The organism is Alicyclobacillus sp. SO9 (assembly GCF_016406125.1).
Lineage (GTDB): Bacteria > Bacillota > Bacilli > Alicyclobacillales > Alicyclobacillaceae > SO9.
Genome location: NZ_CP066339.1, coordinates 5,152,332 through 5,168,283, shown reverse-complemented (window position 1 = coordinate 5,168,283; position 15,952 = coordinate 5,152,332). Strand labels below are relative to the sequence as shown.

The 15,952-nt window shown below is 47.7% G+C and carries 11 protein-coding genes and 1 riboswitch; of the genes, 9 read left to right on the top strand and 2 right to left on the bottom strand.

What is annotated here, in order from left to right:
• Nucleotides 1-75: 75 nt before the first annotated feature.
• From rlmH to GI364_RS24110, 4 genes are all read left to right on the top strand, one after another.
• A complete protein-coding gene (gene rlmH / locus GI364_RS24125) occupies nucleotides 76-555 on the top strand; it encodes a 23S rRNA (pseudouridine(1915)-N(3))-methyltransferase RlmH (RefSeq protein ID WP_198851687.1) in 480 nt (159 codons plus the stop codon).
• Nucleotides 556-770: 215 nt separating this feature from the next.
• Entirely contained in the window at nucleotides 771-2,294 is a 1,524-nt protein-coding gene (locus GI364_RS24120; protein ID WP_198851686.1) for a DEAD/DEAH box helicase, read from the top strand.
• A gap of 840 nt (nucleotides 2,295-3,134) precedes the next feature.
• Entirely contained in the window at nucleotides 3,135-4,205 is a 1,071-nt protein-coding gene (locus GI364_RS24115) for a zinc-binding dehydrogenase (RefSeq protein ID WP_198851685.1), read from the top strand.
• Between the two features lie 225 nt (nucleotides 4,206-4,430).
• A complete protein-coding gene (locus GI364_RS24110) occupies nucleotides 4,431-6,656 on the top strand; it encodes an MMPL family transporter (protein ID WP_198851684.1) in 2,226 nt (741 codons plus the stop codon).
• A 150-nt stretch (nucleotides 6,657-6,806) separates the two neighbouring features.
• On the opposite strand, the gene GI364_RS24105 is transcribed toward GI364_RS24110, so the two are convergent.
• A complete protein-coding gene (locus GI364_RS24105) occupies nucleotides 6,807-7,946 on the bottom strand; it encodes a DNA adenine methylase (protein WP_198851683.1) in 1,140 nt (379 codons plus the stop codon).
• Nucleotides 7,947-8,187: 241 nt separating this feature from the next.
• On the opposite strand from GI364_RS24105, the gene GI364_RS25260 reads away from it, so the two are divergent.
• The 3 genes from GI364_RS25260 (at nucleotide 8,188) to GI364_RS24090 (ending at nucleotide 11,247) form a co-directional block, all read left to right on the top strand.
• Nucleotides 8,188-9,945, top strand: a complete 1,758-nt coding sequence (locus tag GI364_RS25260; RefSeq protein ID WP_198851682.1) for an Ig-like domain-containing protein — start codon at nucleotides 8,188-8,190, stop codon at nucleotides 9,943-9,945.
• Nucleotides 9,946-10,184: 239 nt separating this feature from the next.
• Nucleotides 10,185-11,036 (top strand): SPFH domain-containing protein, encoded by an 852-nt coding sequence (locus tag GI364_RS24095; RefSeq protein ID WP_198854196.1) that lies wholly within the window; start codon nucleotides 10,185-10,187, stop codon nucleotides 11,034-11,036.
• A gap of 10 nt (nucleotides 11,037-11,046) precedes the next feature.
• Nucleotides 11,047-11,247: a type II toxin-antitoxin system antitoxin gene (locus tag GI364_RS24090; protein WP_198851681.1), complete on the top strand. Its 201-nt coding sequence runs from the start codon at nucleotides 11,047-11,049 to the stop codon at nucleotides 11,245-11,247.
• A 2-nt stretch (nucleotides 11,248-11,249) separates the two neighbouring features.
• On the opposite strand, the gene GI364_RS24085 is transcribed toward GI364_RS24090, so the two are convergent.
• Complete coding sequence (locus GI364_RS24085) at nucleotides 11,250-12,647, bottom strand: glutamate decarboxylase (protein WP_198851680.1); 1,398 nt, start codon at nucleotides 12,645-12,647, stop codon at nucleotides 11,250-11,252.
• Between the two features lie 169 nt (nucleotides 12,648-12,816).
• A riboswitch (cyclic di-GMP riboswitch) is annotated at nucleotides 12,817-12,905 on the top strand.
• A 218-nt stretch (nucleotides 12,906-13,123) separates the two neighbouring features.
• Between GI364_RS24085 and GI364_RS24080 the strand changes: the two genes are divergently transcribed.
• Both GI364_RS24080 and GI364_RS24075 read left to right on the top strand, forming a co-directional pair.
• Nucleotides 13,124-13,810 carry a hypothetical protein gene (locus tag GI364_RS24080; RefSeq protein ID WP_198851679.1) on the top strand — a complete coding sequence of 229 codons (687 nt, stop codon included), beginning with the start codon at nucleotides 13,124-13,126 and terminating at the stop codon, nucleotides 13,808-13,810.
• Between the two features lie 1,239 nt (nucleotides 13,811-15,049).
• A complete protein-coding gene (locus GI364_RS24075; RefSeq protein ID WP_198851678.1) occupies nucleotides 15,050-15,886 on the top strand; it encodes an arginase family protein in 837 nt (278 codons plus the stop codon).
• Nucleotides 15,887-15,952: the final 66 nt, after the last annotated feature.

Sequence of the window (15,952 nt, the reverse complement as noted above, 5' to 3'; positions counted from 1 at the left end):
AAAATGCAGAAAGCGATTTGTTTTTCGCGCGATATACCTGTGGTTTTGAACAGACCGTTGTTAGGGGAGCAGCAAGTGCAAATTCAGATTATCTGCGTAGGCAAATTGAAGGAAAGATACTGGAAGGACGCGGTTTCTGAATACGAGAAGCGTCTCTCAGGGTATGTGAAGTTAAAAATTCAAGAAGTAGCTGATGAGCCAGCCCCGGATAACGCCTCCGTCAAAGTGCAACAAGCCATCCAGGACACTGAAGGGGAAAGAATCACAAAATACATCCGTGACAGAGACGGTATCGTTGCATTGGATGTTTCTGGTTCATCCCTTTCGTCCGTCGAGTGGAGCCAGGAGTACACTCGTCTCATCGGGAAAGGATTTAGCCGACTTGTCTTTCTCATCGGCGGCTCTTACGGCTTAAGCCACGCTCTACTTAGCCGGGCGGACTTTCGCTGGAGTTTTGGGCCTGTCACTTTGCCGCACCAGTTGGCTCGCGTAGTCTTGATGGAACAGATTTACCGGGGAATTCGCATCGCACGAGGGGAACCGTACCATAAATAGGTGACGTTTTTGGGCGTATGACGGCCGCTACGGCGGGGGATAAGGCGGCAAGGGCTTGGGAAACGAGGTTCAAGCGAAACTTTGAAATCATAAGTCTCTTTATTATGCTATAGTTCAGGAATGCAATTAGAGTACAAATTGAACGGTTTACAGTGAGCGTGGTTAACAAGTCGTTAACAAATAGAGCACTGAAAGCTCAATGATGAGGTGTTTAGTTGTCAGGTTTCTCAAAATATAAACTCCCGGCAGAAGTCGTTGCTGCGTTAACTGCGCAGCGGATTACTGATCCGACTCCGATTCAAGAACAGGTGATACCTGTTGTGCTATCGGGACAAGACGTTATTGCACAGGCGCAGACAGGTACTGGTAAGACGCTTGCTTTTGTATTGCCCATTCTTCAAAAAGTAGATCCAGGCAATGCTGTAACTCAGGCATTGGTGATCACACCTACTCGAGAACTGGCTATTCAGGTTGCAACGGAAACGAAGAAACTTGCTAAAGAGCTTGAGACGATACATGTTTTAGCAGTATACGGCGGGCAGGCAGTGGAACAACAAGCAAGAAAATTGAGACGGTCCGTGCACATTGCAATTGGAACGCCAGGCAGGATTTTGGACCATGTGCGCCGAGAGACACTTGATTTATCAAAGGTGTCAATGCTTGTCCTAGATGAAGCGGATCAAATGCTTCAAATGGGCTTTCTTGAAGAAGTAGAAGCCATTATTCAGCAAACGCGACGGTCTCGGCAAACCATGCTCTTCTCTGCCACACTGCCACAGCAAATCCGCTTGCTCGCAAAACGTTATTTAACGAAACCCGCAGACATCAACGTCAAAGGGAATCAAGTTGCAATCGAGACAGTGAGACAACGAGTTGTTAAATCCACTGAAAGCAACAAGCAAAGCACACTTCAGCGTTTGCTTGATGAGGAAAGACCTTATTTAGCGATTATTTTCTGCAGAACAAAGCGCCGGGTCAAGGCACTCTGTGAATTTCTACAGAAACAGGGATATGAAGCTGAGGAAATTCATGGGGATCTCTCTCAAAATGTTCGGGAGCGCGTCATCAGAAAGTTCAGGAGTGCAAAAACTCAACTGCTAGTGGCAACGGATGTGGCAGCGAGGGGGCTTGATGTCGACGGGATCACGCACGTATTCAACTATGACATGCCACCTGATGCAGAGAGTTACATTCATCGAATTGGTCGAACGGGCCGGGCCGGAGACACTGGACTGGCTATCACTTTGGCTGCACCTTCCGACGGCCCTGGGCTGGCGTCTATTGAAAGAGGTCTGCGACAGACAATCGAAAAGCAGGGACCTGAAAGTGAGACTTCAAATAGAGCGTCTTCTAAATCAGGAACTTCGAGACGCGTAAGTAAGAAACCGGACAGCAGAGGTATGCGGGATAGTGCGACAAGGAAGCCAAAGCCGATGTGGAAGGCAAAGCAAAAGCCAACGTCGAAGGTAAGGGAAGAGTCAAAGGCAAAGCAAAAGCCAACGTTAAATGCAAAGGTACAGTCGGGTCCAAAGTCGACGGCAAATTTCGAGGAAAAGTTGGATTCAAGGCAAAAGTCCAAATTGGAGTCAAGGTCGGAACCGAAGCAACGACACGGTTTTAAGGCACAAGCTGGGAGGAGCCAGTCTAGGCGGCAGACAGAGCAAACGGGCCAGGCGAGACGAGGTAGAAATCGTCAAGCTGCGGGCCGTCGACAAGGCAGACCTGGGTCAAAGGTGTAAGAGAGAGCATTGCTACGGTTCGTTTGGGTCCAAGGCTAGGTCTGGGTCTGGGGTTGGGGTTGGGGGGTCAGCCTCAGCCCCACTTAGTGATCCGAAAGCTCCCTATTTGGCTGGGGTGGGGAGCGATAGGGATTGCAGAGATCACTAACAGGTGGAGGCTCGAAATGATAAGGTCCGAAACGATCACTAATGTAGGTCGAGGGGTATCAACAGCCGGATAATAGTGATCAATCGGATCCCTATGAGTAAGGTGGTATCTGTGATAGGGATCAGCGGGATCACTAAGTCACGCATGCTACTGCTTTAGGGATCGAAGGGATCCCTATTGGCGGCCGGTAGCCCGGTAGCCCGGTAGCCCGGCGCCACGCCGTGGCCTTGCACGGCTCCAAGGTTACATCCAGTATGGCAGTGGTGGTTCGGGCCAAGGCTAGGTCTGGGTCTGGGGTTGGGGGGTCAGCCCCAGCCCCACTTAGTGATCCGAAAGCTCCCTATTGGCTGGGGTGGGGAGCGATAGTGATCGCAGAGATCACTAACAGGTGGAGGCTCGAAATGATAAGGTCCGAAACGATCACTAAATGGGTAGAGGGTATCAACAGCCGGATAATAGTGATCAATCGGATCCTTATGAATGAGGTCGTATCTGTGATAGGGATCAGCGGGATCACTAAGTCACGCATGCTAATGCTTTAGGGATCGAAGGGATCCCTATTGGCGGCCGGTAGCCCAGTAGCCCGGTAGCCCACTAGCCAAGCACCCCCAACTGCAGGTAAGCAGCACGAGGCAGCCGACGATTTATATGCAATGATGTGTTTGAGAATAGTGAAGATGAGGTGAAAACCAATGATAGCTGTCAAAGTAATGGGTTACGGTGGTGTAGACAAGTTGCAAATTGTTACAGAAGCTATTCCAGAACCCAAGGAAAATGAAGTGCTGATTAAAGTAAAAGCCTGTGCAATTAACAATACAGAAATTTGGATGAGGGAAGGGGCTTATGGCACCGATTCAAAGTCCGGATGGAGACCAGAAGGAGTGCAATTTCCCCGCACACCCGGATCGGATATAGCAGGACGCGTCGTAAAAATAGGAAATTTTGTTGATGAATCGATGCTGGGGACAGATGTTGTCGTTTTCCCGTTTACATCAAGTGGGGAAAATGGGTTCGAACATATTTCGGAAGACATGTCTTTCATAGGATCAGAATATGATGGAGGGTATGCGGAGTATGTAGTATGGCCGGCTCAGCTTTGTTTTAAAATGCCGCTTTCCAATTACACAAAAAGTGCTGTTTTTAGTGTCAGCGGTTTGACAGCATGGCACATGGTAGAACAAATTCAGGCTAAACCTGGGGAAACAGTCATGGTAACTGGGGCAAATGGGGGTGTTGGATCCCTAAATGTACAGATTGCATCGAGAGTGTTTGGAGCTAAGGTGATTGCCATTGTGGGTGACTTAATGGTAGGCGATTTAAATTTGGAAGCAAGAATGAAAGAACTGGGAGCCGCCCATGTGTTGTCTTATCAATCCAAAAACCTTGCTGAGCAAATATTGGAAGTAAATGGAGGTCCAATTGACTCAGTGTTAGATGTAGTAGGAGATGCTCTGTTCTCAATGTCCCTTCAGGTACTGAAGAAAGGTGGAAAGTTCTGTATTTCCGGATCTGCTGGAGGTCAGAAGACAAAACTTGATTTTAGGACGGTGTACTTAAAGCATATCACTATGTATGGATCTGTGTTGGGTACAAGGGAAGAGTTTGGACGTATGCTTCATGCTGTCTCTGAAGGAAAAATTAAACCGGTAATTGATTGTACTTTCCCTTTACAAAAAGCAAAGGAAGCTCAAACGTACTTTAAGAAATCAGGGAAACTAGGAAAGGTTGTTTTGCTTCCCGACTCCACGCATAAAGGCAAGTAGCGACGTGCCCGAGCGGGGGGACTATAGTAGGAACACTAACTAACAGCAAACCAAATATATGTAACCTTTTAATCGAACTTGACTATACGTGTCGGTTAAATTAATATGTCGATATAAATCATTGTAGTCAACTTCGACTATACGCGCTAGTTAAATCAGTTTTGGGGCTACGTGTTGGACTGCAATCAATGAAGTTCATATTGCTCTCACTGAAAGGAGTTTAATATGCATCAGTCATCATTCTTTGAGAAATGGGGAAGAGTTGTTGCCGGTCGTCGGTCTAAGTGGATCACGTTGGCTGTTTGGGTCATTTTGGTCGCTCTAATGACAGTTGTCTTTCCTTCCGTCAACAAGCAAGAAAACAATAATGCGGCGGTGCTGCCAAACGAGGCACAGAGTGTTCAAGCAATGAAAGAGATGAAGAAGGCATTTCCGGACAATTCAGGTCAGCCTGCACTTGTGGTCTGGTATAACAAGAACGGATTGACCAACACGGAACTGAAGTCTATTCAAAGTGTCACGGCAAGTCTGGAACAAACACCTCTTGATGCACAGAAGTCGGTGGTGCCCCTCAACAAAATGCCAATACAGGCTTTGAAGGGTTTTGAATCGAAAGACGGAACGACCTTGGTGATGCCGGTCTCCTTCAAGTCAGGAGCAGGGACTACCGTTTTAGAAAAGTCTGTGAAGAAGCTGAAGGAGCAGATTAAGACTTCAGCGGGATCGGCTGTATTGTCTTCTAAACTCACTGCCAGCGGCTTGCACGTTCGCATCACTGGACCGGTAGGCATTGCGGTAGATGCACAGGGGCTTTTTAAGAATGCAGACTTTACACTCCTGGCTTCAACAGGGTTGCTGGTTCTTGTGCTGCTGATTTTGTTGTATCGAAGTCCAATTCTTGCATTGGTTCCTCTGGTCAGTGTTGGGTTTGCGTATGGAGTTATCAGCCCATTGCTAGGTGCCTTGGCGAAATCGGGAATGATTACAGTAGACGCACAGAGTGTTTCCATTATGACAGTTCTACTGTTTGGTGCAGGTACGGACTATTGTCTGTTTCTTGTGTCGCGGTACCGAGAACAACTTATGCTTGAACGAGACAAGTACAAGGCTATGCGTCATGCAGTGGGAGGTGCGGCTGGAGCTATTGCTATGAGCGGCCTTACTGTCGCAGTCTCGTTGCTGACGCTGCTGTTTGCGAAATACGGTTCAGATCATCGATTCGCAATTCCGTTTACTGCTGCCATTTTGATTATGGGTCTGGTTGGCGTCACGTTGGTACCGGCCCTGCTTGCGATATTTGGCAGAGCTTCATTCTTTCCGTTTATTCCAAGAACAACTGAAATGGAAGAACAGCGCAAAAAACCGCGTCGTGCCAACAGAAACGGCGGCAGGCAGGCTAGATGGAACGGTCGCATTGTCACGAAACGGCCTTGGTCCGTTGTTATTGTTACAGTGATAGCGCTTGGGGTTTTGGCTGGATTTGCGGGACAAATTAAACCCACTTATAATCTGCTGTCGTCTTTTCCAAAAGATATGCCCTCACGGCAAGGGTTTCAGCTTCTGTCAAGCCACTTTTCGAAAGGAACTCTTGCTCCGGTACAAGTGATTGTCAAAACGTCGAAATCAGGTACAACCGTACAATCTCGACTGGCAAAACTGCCTTTTGTTGAGTCTGCGTCGAAGCCCAAAGCAAGTACAGTTGTTCCAGAAGTTAAATTGATTAATGTTACGTTGAAGCAAGACCCGTATTCTAGACAATCGGCCAACGACATTCCGGCAATCAAGTCAGCCGCGGAAGCTGGGCTTAAGGCAAGCGGTGAAAGTCTTAGTGCTTCCAAGGTGCAGATTGCGGGGGAAACGGCAACAGAGTACGATTCGCTGCAGTATACCAATCAAGATACAAAGACAGTCATTCCCATCGTGATTATTGTTATCGCCTTGCTGCTGCTTGTGTATCTCCGATCTGTAACGGCCATGGTATACCTGATGGGCACAGTCCTTCTTTCCTACTACTCTGCGCTTGGACTCGGTTGGGTACTGCTTCACTATATAGCCGGTGTCTCTGCGATTGCCGGGGCAATACCTCTGTACTCGTTTGTTTTTCTCGTCGCATTGGGTGAGGACTATAACATCTTTATGGTGTCACGAATCTGGCAATTGTCGAAGACGACTGACTTGCCTACTGCAATCTCGGAAGGGGTCAGTAAAACCAGCGGTGTCATTACGTCAGCAGGTTTAATTTTGGCGGGTACCTTTGCTGTGCTGGCAAGTCTACCACTCCAAATCTTGGTTCAATTTGGTACGGTAGCTGCTCTCGGGGTATTGATAGACACGTTTATCGTGCGCCCCTTTCTGGTACCTTCCATTACATCCATTCTCGGCCGCTGGTCCTTCTGGCCAGGACCCGGACCGTCGCGAAACGCCAGTACAACCGGGACAAAAAACAACTAGGCCCCGGTCAAGGTACGTTGATGATTCGATGAAGGTGTGCCGTCAAGTTATCATCGTCAATTTACACAATTGCACTCTACTCTACCCATGTGGAGTAGAGTGCACCCTTTTCGGAATATGCCTCAAGCTTTGCTGGCTGTGCTGGCTTCGCTAAGCCTTCTCCAAAAGAAACAGAAACTCTCGATTTTCCTCTTGTGCGTCTCGAATCCAGTCGTTTGTCCACTTCATACCTGCCATCACGTTTTTCTTGTAATTGATTTCAACAACTTGGAGTATGCGGCCGCTGCTTTGCAGAACTTCATTGAGCTCCTCCGATGTGGCTCTGCCGCCTGAACTGTACGAGAGGATAATCCATTTTGCTTGGGTTGATTTAATCAGGTTTTCAATGGCTTGTACTGCTATGAATCGACCAGCATCATTACGTCTAAAATCTTCAAACTCAGACGATGAAATTGTATCGGATGTGTCGACTCGACGTTTGGCTTTGCCAAACAGGTCACATTTATCGAATAAACACACACTTGTCCACAAATGGTAGTAGGACGCGTATCGAACTCTGGAGGGTGGCATTTTTTCATTGTTCGAGCCGTATGGCGGATCAAAGTAGGCGAGATCAACGGATAGATTCGGCAAGATATCAAAGATGTTGCGGCGGTAGACATTGTGCACAACCGTGTTTTCAAACAGCATGGGCGGTTTCAAGAGAAGTTCCTTATACGATCGCGGAGACCACTGCTTCAGGTAGGAGGAGAAATGGCCTAAGGTGTTGTCAACCTGATCTAGCGCGAGGACCAGACTTGTCAGCACAACTGCTTTTTCGATTTTAGGCAACTTCAGTTCTTCAATTTCCTGTCTGATTGCGTCAAGCTTTTGGGTATTGTGGACCTGCCAGGGTTTCTTTAAGCCGTCTGCTTGCACCGCACAGCCATTGTTCTCGAGCCCTCCGTAGTGTTCGGTGAACCAGCCCGCGGTTGGACGCACCGAGTTCAGGTGATTGATGAGATCCCGATAATATGCCGCGGGTCGTTGGTTGAGAAGATAGCACGTGGCGAACGTCTCCGACCACACGGAAATATCGTTACTGACAACGTGGTACCCCTGCTTTGCAAGGGCCTGAGAGACCCTGGTTGTACCTGAAAAGCCATCGAGAATTGTATGGGCATCAACGGTTTCAACAAGCCTAAGGATCTGCGGTATAAGTTTCAGTTTCGATCCCGCATATTTAACCCCCTCAGTCACAGGAGCATCCTTTGCTGCAATTCCAATCTGCTTGTACGGTGTGTGCGCCATTCAAATAACCTCGATTCATGTTCCCGGTGTGCGGTGCTGCAATTATTAGAGGCTGCTGTGTCCATAGTAATACACCGAATGCGTAACAGGAAGACTGCCTGGTTTTGTTACAAAACTGGCAGGTACATTCAACGGAAATTACCACTTAATTTACAATGTCTCTATTAACTCAACGGCTCCCTACGCAGGCTTCTTTGGCGAATCAACCGGCACTATTAAAAAGCTGGCACTAAATGTAGCCGTGGATGGAACGAAAGCGCCGTCAGGCAGCAATGTTGGCGGATTGGTTGGAGCAGAGGCTGGCGGCAGCATCATGGACGATTACGTTGACGGGACTGTCAAGGGGGCATCGCGAGGTCACAATGGAGGATTAGTTGGATACCAAATGAAAGGGAGCTCGATTCAGAATTCTCATTCATCTGCAGCTGTGACTGGAGGGGACTATTCGCAGAACGGCGGCCTTGCGGGGTTGCAATCGGGATCAATCACGGATTCCTATGCGATTGGCAGTGTCGCCGGCGGTAAAAAATCATACACTGGCGGACTGATTGGCTACCAGTATATGGGCGGCAGCGTCACAAATTCTTTCGCGGCAGACAGTGTAACAGGTGGAATCAGCGCAGATGTGGGCGGTATTGCGGGGGTCCAGGGCAGCGGCAGCGTGACCAACACCTATGCCAGGGGCAAGCTAACGGGCGCAACAGGTGCTTATCTTGGCGGCATCACAGGCTTTCAAAATACGAGTCTTGACCCGACCAAGGATTCATTCTTTGACCAGCAGACAACGGGTCAGACACAGGGTGCGGGGAACCTGAAAACGACACCAGGTGTTACAGGTGAACTGACCAAGGACATGCAACTGTCGAAGACTTTTACCGGGTGGGCGTCAAGCGGAGTTTGGTCTCTCGTCGACGGCCAATACCCGTTGCTTCAGTGGCAGGTTCCGCTAAATTTTGCAGTCTCTTCTGCAACACCAACGACAGTCGTCGCCGGAAACCCCATTAAAGTCACAGGACAGGTGAAAGATGCCACGGGAGTGCCATTCGACGCAGTGACTATCTCCTTGTCCGGGGCTGGAGGAAGTGCCACTGCGGCTACGAACACCAGCGGTATATTTAGTGGCAGTGTCGCGCCGACTCAAGCGGGATCGGCGAACCTTAAAGCAGTCCTCTCAGGCTACAAGACGACTACTATCATCCCGATTACTGTGAAACCGGGTGTGGTGAGTAAAGTCACCCTGCAATCATCAGCCATGACACTCTTACCGGGGAGCAAGACAAGCTTTACAGGACGGGTGACCGATATGTTCGGTAATCCAATTCCCGGACAAATGGTTCATATCGCGTCGACTGGAGGTACAGTCAGTGGTAAGACATTCACCACTGACGCCAAAGGGGAATTCTCGGGGAGTTTTACTGCGTCTGCCAATTCAGGAACGGCCAATTTGACAGCGACGGTCAGCGAAAACAACACAACCAAAGAGGCAAAAGAAGTTTTGACGGTTCTCGGCACACCGGCTGGATTGGCACATGCCAATGTGACCCAAACCGGATGGAGAGAGCACTGGAACCCTGTCATAGGTGCAACATCCTATGTTGTCTATCTTAACGGGACAAAAATGGTCACAGTCGCGACGCCTGCCTATACCTTTATCGGAGAAAAAGCGGGGACAACGTATGCAGTTAAGGTGACGGCGTTAAGTAAATCGGGAGTTGTGAGCGGGTCTGCCTCCGACTCCGTTACCACCGTTAGTCCGTCTCCAGCGCCTAGTCCAACTCCCAATCCAAACCCTAATCCGCAACCCAGCCCGAACCCCAGTCATAGCCCAAACCCGGAACCGAGCCAGTCGCCCGCGCCATCAACAACGTCGCCGGTACCCGACGCAACCAGCCCGGTTACCGGATTTGCGTCTTTGTATTGGGCCCTTGCGGGTCTGCTTAGTATGCTGACAGGCATTTCTGTCCTGTACTGGCAGCGACGCAGGCAAGACAGTAAGTAAATGAAGCCACATCCAATTGACGAAAGAATAGAGTGGGCAGCGCTCCCCGAGGTTTGCGGAAGCGCTGTTCCTTTTTGCAGGCAAGGGCATTTGGTCGACGCCGGGCAGGGACGCGCGGGAGACCGCGCGTCCATTTTTCAAATGAATTGTGTTAAGAATACCCCTCCTATGATATTATAGTGATATCACTTTCATATCTTCAGTAAATGGCTTTACCCACAAAGGGAGGATGCACAGTGATTAAAGAACAGAGAGCCCCAAAAATCAACGGTTTCATTGGTTTATTTCTCCTCTTAGTATTAGCCGCAGTAAGTTACTACCTGTTTCGCATGGCCCCAACCTGGACGGACGTGGCCGCCGTTATCGTTGACCTTGTGCTTGTGTCATTGTTGACCGGTTTGGTTGTTGTCCAGCCTAATCAAGCGAAGGCAGTAGTATTCTTTGGAGGCTACAGAGGAACGTTGCTTGACAGCGGATTTTGGCTTACAGTTCCGTTCTCGAGTCGACGTTTAGTATCCCTGCGTGTCCGAAACTTCAACAGTGATAAGTTAAAGGTGAATGACAAAGACGGAAATCCAGTCGAAATTGCAGCTGTAGTTGTGTTTAAAGTCATTAACACTGCCGGTGCCCTCTTTGAAGTAGATGACTATCAGAATTTTGTAGAGGTGCAAAGTGAGTCAGCTATACGTCATGTTGCGGGTCAGTATCCCTACGATACTTACGGAAAACCGGGCTATTCGTTGAGGGAAAACACTTCAGATATCGCTGACGAATTGCAGCGGGAACTGCAGGAGCGGTTAAATGTCTCAGGAGTGGAGGTCATTGAGGCGAGATTGACCCATCTGGCCTATGCTTCAGAAATTGCCGGGGCAATGCTCCAACGGCAACAGGCTGCAGCGGTTGTAGCGGCACGTGAAATGATTGTCGAAGGTGCAGTCGGCATGGTAAAAATGGCTATTAAGACGCTGGAGGACGACGGCGTTGTAGAGTTAGACGAAGAGCGAAAGGCCACCATGGTGAACAATTTGATGGTTTCTATAACTTCAGACAAGGCAACGCAGCCTGTCATTAATACAGGTTCGTTATATTAGGAGTGTAAATATGGGCAAGAAACAGTACCCGTTACGTCTCGACGCAGAGGTATACAAAGCCATTGAGCGCTGGGCCAACGATGAGTTCCGCAGTGTCAATGCACATATTGAGTTCTTACTTCGAGATGCACTGAAACGGGGCGGTCGCTTGCCCAAACATGATGGACAACCGCCTCAGTCCAGCACCGAGCGCAATCGTGAGGAGCAGTAGACTCAGTTGTGATTGAATCCATGCTCCTCTTTGGTGTCAAGCGAATAAGCCGGGAAGTGGTTTTGAAAGTATTCGAGAGCGTTTCTTACATCTTCAATAAAGGATGCCGCTAAGTCGTGCGTAAACCCGTAGCGTACAACCACTCTAGCTACAATTTTACAGTCTAGGTTCGCAGGCAGGGAATAAGCTGGAACTTGCCATCCGCTGCTTCGCAACTCATGGGACAAGTCACTAAGCGTGAATGGGAGTTCCATTTCATCGCTTACAGTCCATGTTACGACAGGGAGGCCTGCTTCGCCGCCGTGAATCACCCTGAAAACTCTCATGGAATTCAAGGCTTTTGCGATGAATTGTGCAATATCCCGTAAATCCCTCATAACCGAGGTGTACCCTTGCCTTCCGAGACGCAGGAAATTGTAGTATTGGGCAACGATTTGTCCTCCTGGTCTTGAAAAATTCAATGCAAACGTCGGCATACTTCCTCCTAGGTAATTGACGTTAAATACGAGGTCTTCGGGTAAGTCCTCGGCTTCCCGCCAGACAGCCCAACCGACGCCAAGGGGGGCTAACCCATATTTGTGTCCTGAGGCGTTAATGGATTTCACCCTTTGCAACCGAAAATCCCACTTTAGCTGCGGATGTAAAAAAGGGGCTATAAAACCTCCACTGGCAGCGTCAACGTGAATTGGGATGTCCCATCCCGTTTCGGCCTGCAATTTGTCCAATGCACTACTGACAGATTCGACGTCATCGTAGTGTCCCGTAAATGTTAATCCCAATGTGGTCACTACGCCAATGGTATTTTCATCGCAAGCTGCAGCCACTTTGTCCGGATCAAGCGTATAGCGGCCTTCTTCCATTGGCAGTTCACGCAGTTCTACATCGAAATACTTTGCGAATTTTTGCCAGCATACCTGTACCGATCCCGTCACTAAATTCGGTTGTCCGCTTGCATCCCCGTTGTCGTCTTGTCTTTGCCGCCATTTCCATTTAAACGCTAATCCACTTAACATGGCCGCTTCACTTGAGCCGGTTGTGGATGTTCCGATAGTACTTAATGCCTGCGGAGAGTTCCATAGGTCTGCCAGAATATGTACACAACGCCTTTCAATCTCAGCTGTTTGAGGATACTCATCTCTGTCCACCATATTCTTCGTAATACTTAAGTCCATCAATTTTCGGACCTCGTTGCTTTCCCACGTCGTACAAAATGTAGCAAGATTCTGACGCGCTCTGCCGTCCAGCATGAGTTCGTCCAGTATGAGCTTATAGACTGTTTGTTCATCGTGTGTATCCTCAGGCATACTGTACTTTGGGACTTTCAGGTGAAAATCCAAGGGAATGAAGGAATCGTATTCTCCTCTGTTTTCATCGGCTGAAGAATCGTACAAGGCTGTCATGTGAGTCAACTCCCTTCTGAGCCATTTATATTCGGCTGAGGTACAAAGTACAACGTATTGCAGAAGTGTCAAATCAGCGAATGAGTCATCTAAAGTCTGGGTTGTCGTATCTTGTCGTTTTTGATAGAATGTAAGGAACAACTTGGAAATTCAACTCCGATGTGAAAGATTGACCAAAAGGCAACCCATTGGAAACGATGGTGACGCAAAACTACAGGGGCTACGGCAGAACAACTGCTAGGCCAGCCAGTTGCTCGTCTCTGGAGGATAATCAACCCGTCCGGGACACAGGACGGGTTTGCTTTGTCTTTATGGGCTTGTCTATGCAGGGAGGGATTCATTGGATTGAGGTAGGGTGATATAGTGTTGCGGAAGCACGGAATATAGAGAAAGTGAAGCCGCAATCATTTACGTACAAACAACAGGGCTAAAGGGGAGATTTGAAAATATAAGCTTTTGTCGCGAGGTGTATGACGATGAAATTAATGAAGTTGCTGCAGTCAAATCAAACTAGTACAGAAAAGGAAAAGACGAACGAGAGCGTGGAAAGACCCGCAAGAATTAAAAAGGAAAGTGTGTCAGAAGGTGTCTCAAACGGCATTATTGAAGTAGCGGGAACCATGGAAACCATTGATTCAGTGGAAACCAAAGTCTCACAGGCAATTCAAGAGCTGTTTGAATCCAGAAGAACCTTTCAATCAAAACTGCAAGAAGACCACCGCGCAATTTTCAACAAAGACGCCTCAATTCAAGAACTCATCAAAGACAAATCCTTTCTGGAGAACAAAATCGAAAGTCTTTCTGAAGAAATTAGCAAAACACAAGACGACATATCTCATAGAAAAGGTCAGCACGACCAACTTCTGAATGAGTTTAATTCATATAAAGCGGAACAGGGTAGAAAACTGCAAAAGTTGCAGGACACCCTTCAAGAACGGGAACTGACAAATCAGCAACTGCTTCTGGACTTCAACCAATACAGACAAAAGAGTGAAGCGAGGGAGCAGCAATTGGAAGTGCAGCTGCGCGACCAACACGTAAAGCACCAGCATTTGGAGAAGAAATATCAAGAGTCCCTGAACGAAAACGGGAGACTAAACAAAGTGATTCATGAGTTTGTGGCAAAGGCGTCAACATCAGCGAATGAGCAACAGGTTAGATAAATGATAGAATTTTAGGATTTCAGGATTTTAGTGATCCGAAAGCGCCTTATTGGCCGAACCCTTTTGAGATAGTGATCGAAAAGATCACTACCATGCGGATGCCGAAATAATAAGGTCACAAACGATCACTAATGCCGGTCGCGCGGCAGCAACGGCCTGATAATAGGGATCAATGCATGCCCTATTATCAGGCTGGTATCTGTGATAGGGATCCCGCTGATCACTAAGGTGACGCGTGCCATTGTCTTAGGGAGCAAAAGGATCACTATTGCACCCGTGGTGGGATGCGCCGCTGGCCACTAATCCGGGGAGGGGCAGGGTGGAGCGTGGGTAATAGGGCGCAACGGGATCACTAACAACGTGGGTGGGAACAAATACCCTTGGGTTGGTAGCCTGCGTGAGTACTTCCCATCTCACTGGTCGCCCGCCTATTATTGGAGTTTATCACCATGAAAAGCAACTAAAATTCACCCGCTTATCTTCTTGTTCGATCCCGTTTACTTAGTCTACAGCGTCCCAGCCAAGCAAGAATTGGCTGCCAGGCATGCCTGGGAGGTCATTGGGGAGGCGGTTAGTGCCTTGTAGTGATCACGAACAATAAAGTTGGTAACCAGACAATAAATTGGTAACTCTTTGACCTCATGGTACAATCCTGTGCCCTGGGGTTTCTTTTGTATGACTTAATTGATTGTCGCGAGTCTCTAGTGAGTACAGGTAGAGATTTTGTGTTCAAATATCGATATTTATTCGTTCGTTCTATAAAATGGAAATGTGGTTAACGAGGCATTTAGTAAAGATTATCCTCCCATCTCATAGCAGACTGAGTTGCTAAAACTACAGAAATGGTATCTAAAATTCATGCATCGAGATGCTATAAAAGGGCTGTTTTTTCGTATTGTGCTGGAGCAATATCCGTTGTGTCTTGGAAGTCCAGGGGGTGATATGGATGACAAGGAGTCGGACTTGCGATTCCCGCTGCAAACAAACAACAGAGGCTGTACGAATGGGCGCTGGGAATTACCCTCCTTGGCGTGCTCGTTGGATTCACGTTCTCGCTGGTCCCTCTCGGAGCTTTGTGAATGAGGACCGTACCTGTTCGGGAAATCCCCGTAGCACTGCATGAATATACAGTATGGACTTAAAATTATTACTGTGCTAAGGGGTAGCATAATTCAGGAATAACTTGCTCTTTCTAGGTGGATTGACAACGACATATATAACACGGGGTGGTGGCTTACCATGGAAGTAGAAATTTTAACGGTTCCATACGATTCAGGGTATAAAAATATCCGAATGGGCAGAGGACCTAGTTACCTCGTCGAAAATGGGTTAGTTGAACAAATCAAAAACCGAGGACATCGAGTCTTCTTTGATTCAATTGAGAATGACTCGGATTTTACTCCAGAAATCAGCAATTCTTTTCGCCTTAACGAATTACTTTCGGAAAGAGTCAGACAATGTGTTTTGCAGAAAAGATTCCCCTTTATTTTATCAGGGAATTGTAATAGCTGTGTTGGAATTATTGCGGGTCTTGGTTCTGAGATAGGGATAATTTGGCTAGACAACCACGCAGACATGAATACTCCAGAAACAACAACAAGCGGTTTTTTAGATGGCATGGGTTTAGCCATGAGTTTAGGCTTATGCTGGAGGAGTATGTGTACTGCCATTGAAGGTTTTGCTCCAATAGAGGGAAATAAAACCATCCATATAGGTAGTCGTAATATTTCTGACAAGGAAACAGAAAACTTCATCAAAACAAACACGACACTAATAGAATCAAAACAAATCCGGGAGCAAACAGCCGACATACTTACGCCTGCATTAGAGTCACTGATTAAGAAAGTACACAAGGTATATTTACACTTAGACATAGATGTTTTTGACCCCTCGGTAGCCAAAGCAAATAGCTATCAAGAAAAAGACGGATTAACTCTTGAAGATGTAATACATATAATCAGAAAAATCAAGAAGCGTTTTATAATATCTGCATGTACCATCGTTTCTTACGACCCGAAGTATGGAGACAGTCAGACATTAGATGTGATTACGAGAGCGATTGAGGAAATCGTTTGAGATATGTCGCTAACGGGCAGAAATGACCAAGAACCGTAAAAAACTCCATTAGAAAGATTTGGCCTG

Bases quoted from the DNA above. Each gene is read 5' to 3' on its own strand.
- GI364_RS24115 (WP_198851685.1), top strand. From the start codon at position 3,135: ATGATAGCTGTCAAAGTAATGGGTTACGGTGGTGTAGACAAGTTGCAA.
- GI364_RS24110 (WP_198851684.1), top strand. From the start codon at position 4,431: ATGCATCAGTCATCATTCTTTGAGAAATGGGGAAGAGTTGTTGCCGGT.
- GI364_RS24105 (WP_198851683.1), bottom strand. From the start codon at position 7,946: ATGGCGCACACACCGTACAAGCAGATTGGAATTGCAGCAAAGGATGCT.
- GI364_RS24090 (WP_198851681.1), top strand. From the start codon at position 11,047: ATGGGCAAGAAACAGTACCCGTTACGTCTCGACGCAGAGGTATACAAA.
- GI364_RS24085 (WP_198851680.1), bottom strand. From the start codon at position 12,647: ATGACAGCCTTGTACGATTCTTCAGCCGATGAAAACAGAGGAGAATAC.
- GI364_RS24080 (WP_198851679.1), top strand. From the start codon at position 13,124: ATGAAATTAATGAAGTTGCTGCAGTCAAATCAAACTAGTACAGAAAAG.
- GI364_RS24075 (WP_198851678.1), top strand. From the start codon at position 15,050: ATGGAAGTAGAAATTTTAACGGTTCCATACGATTCAGGGTATAAAAAT.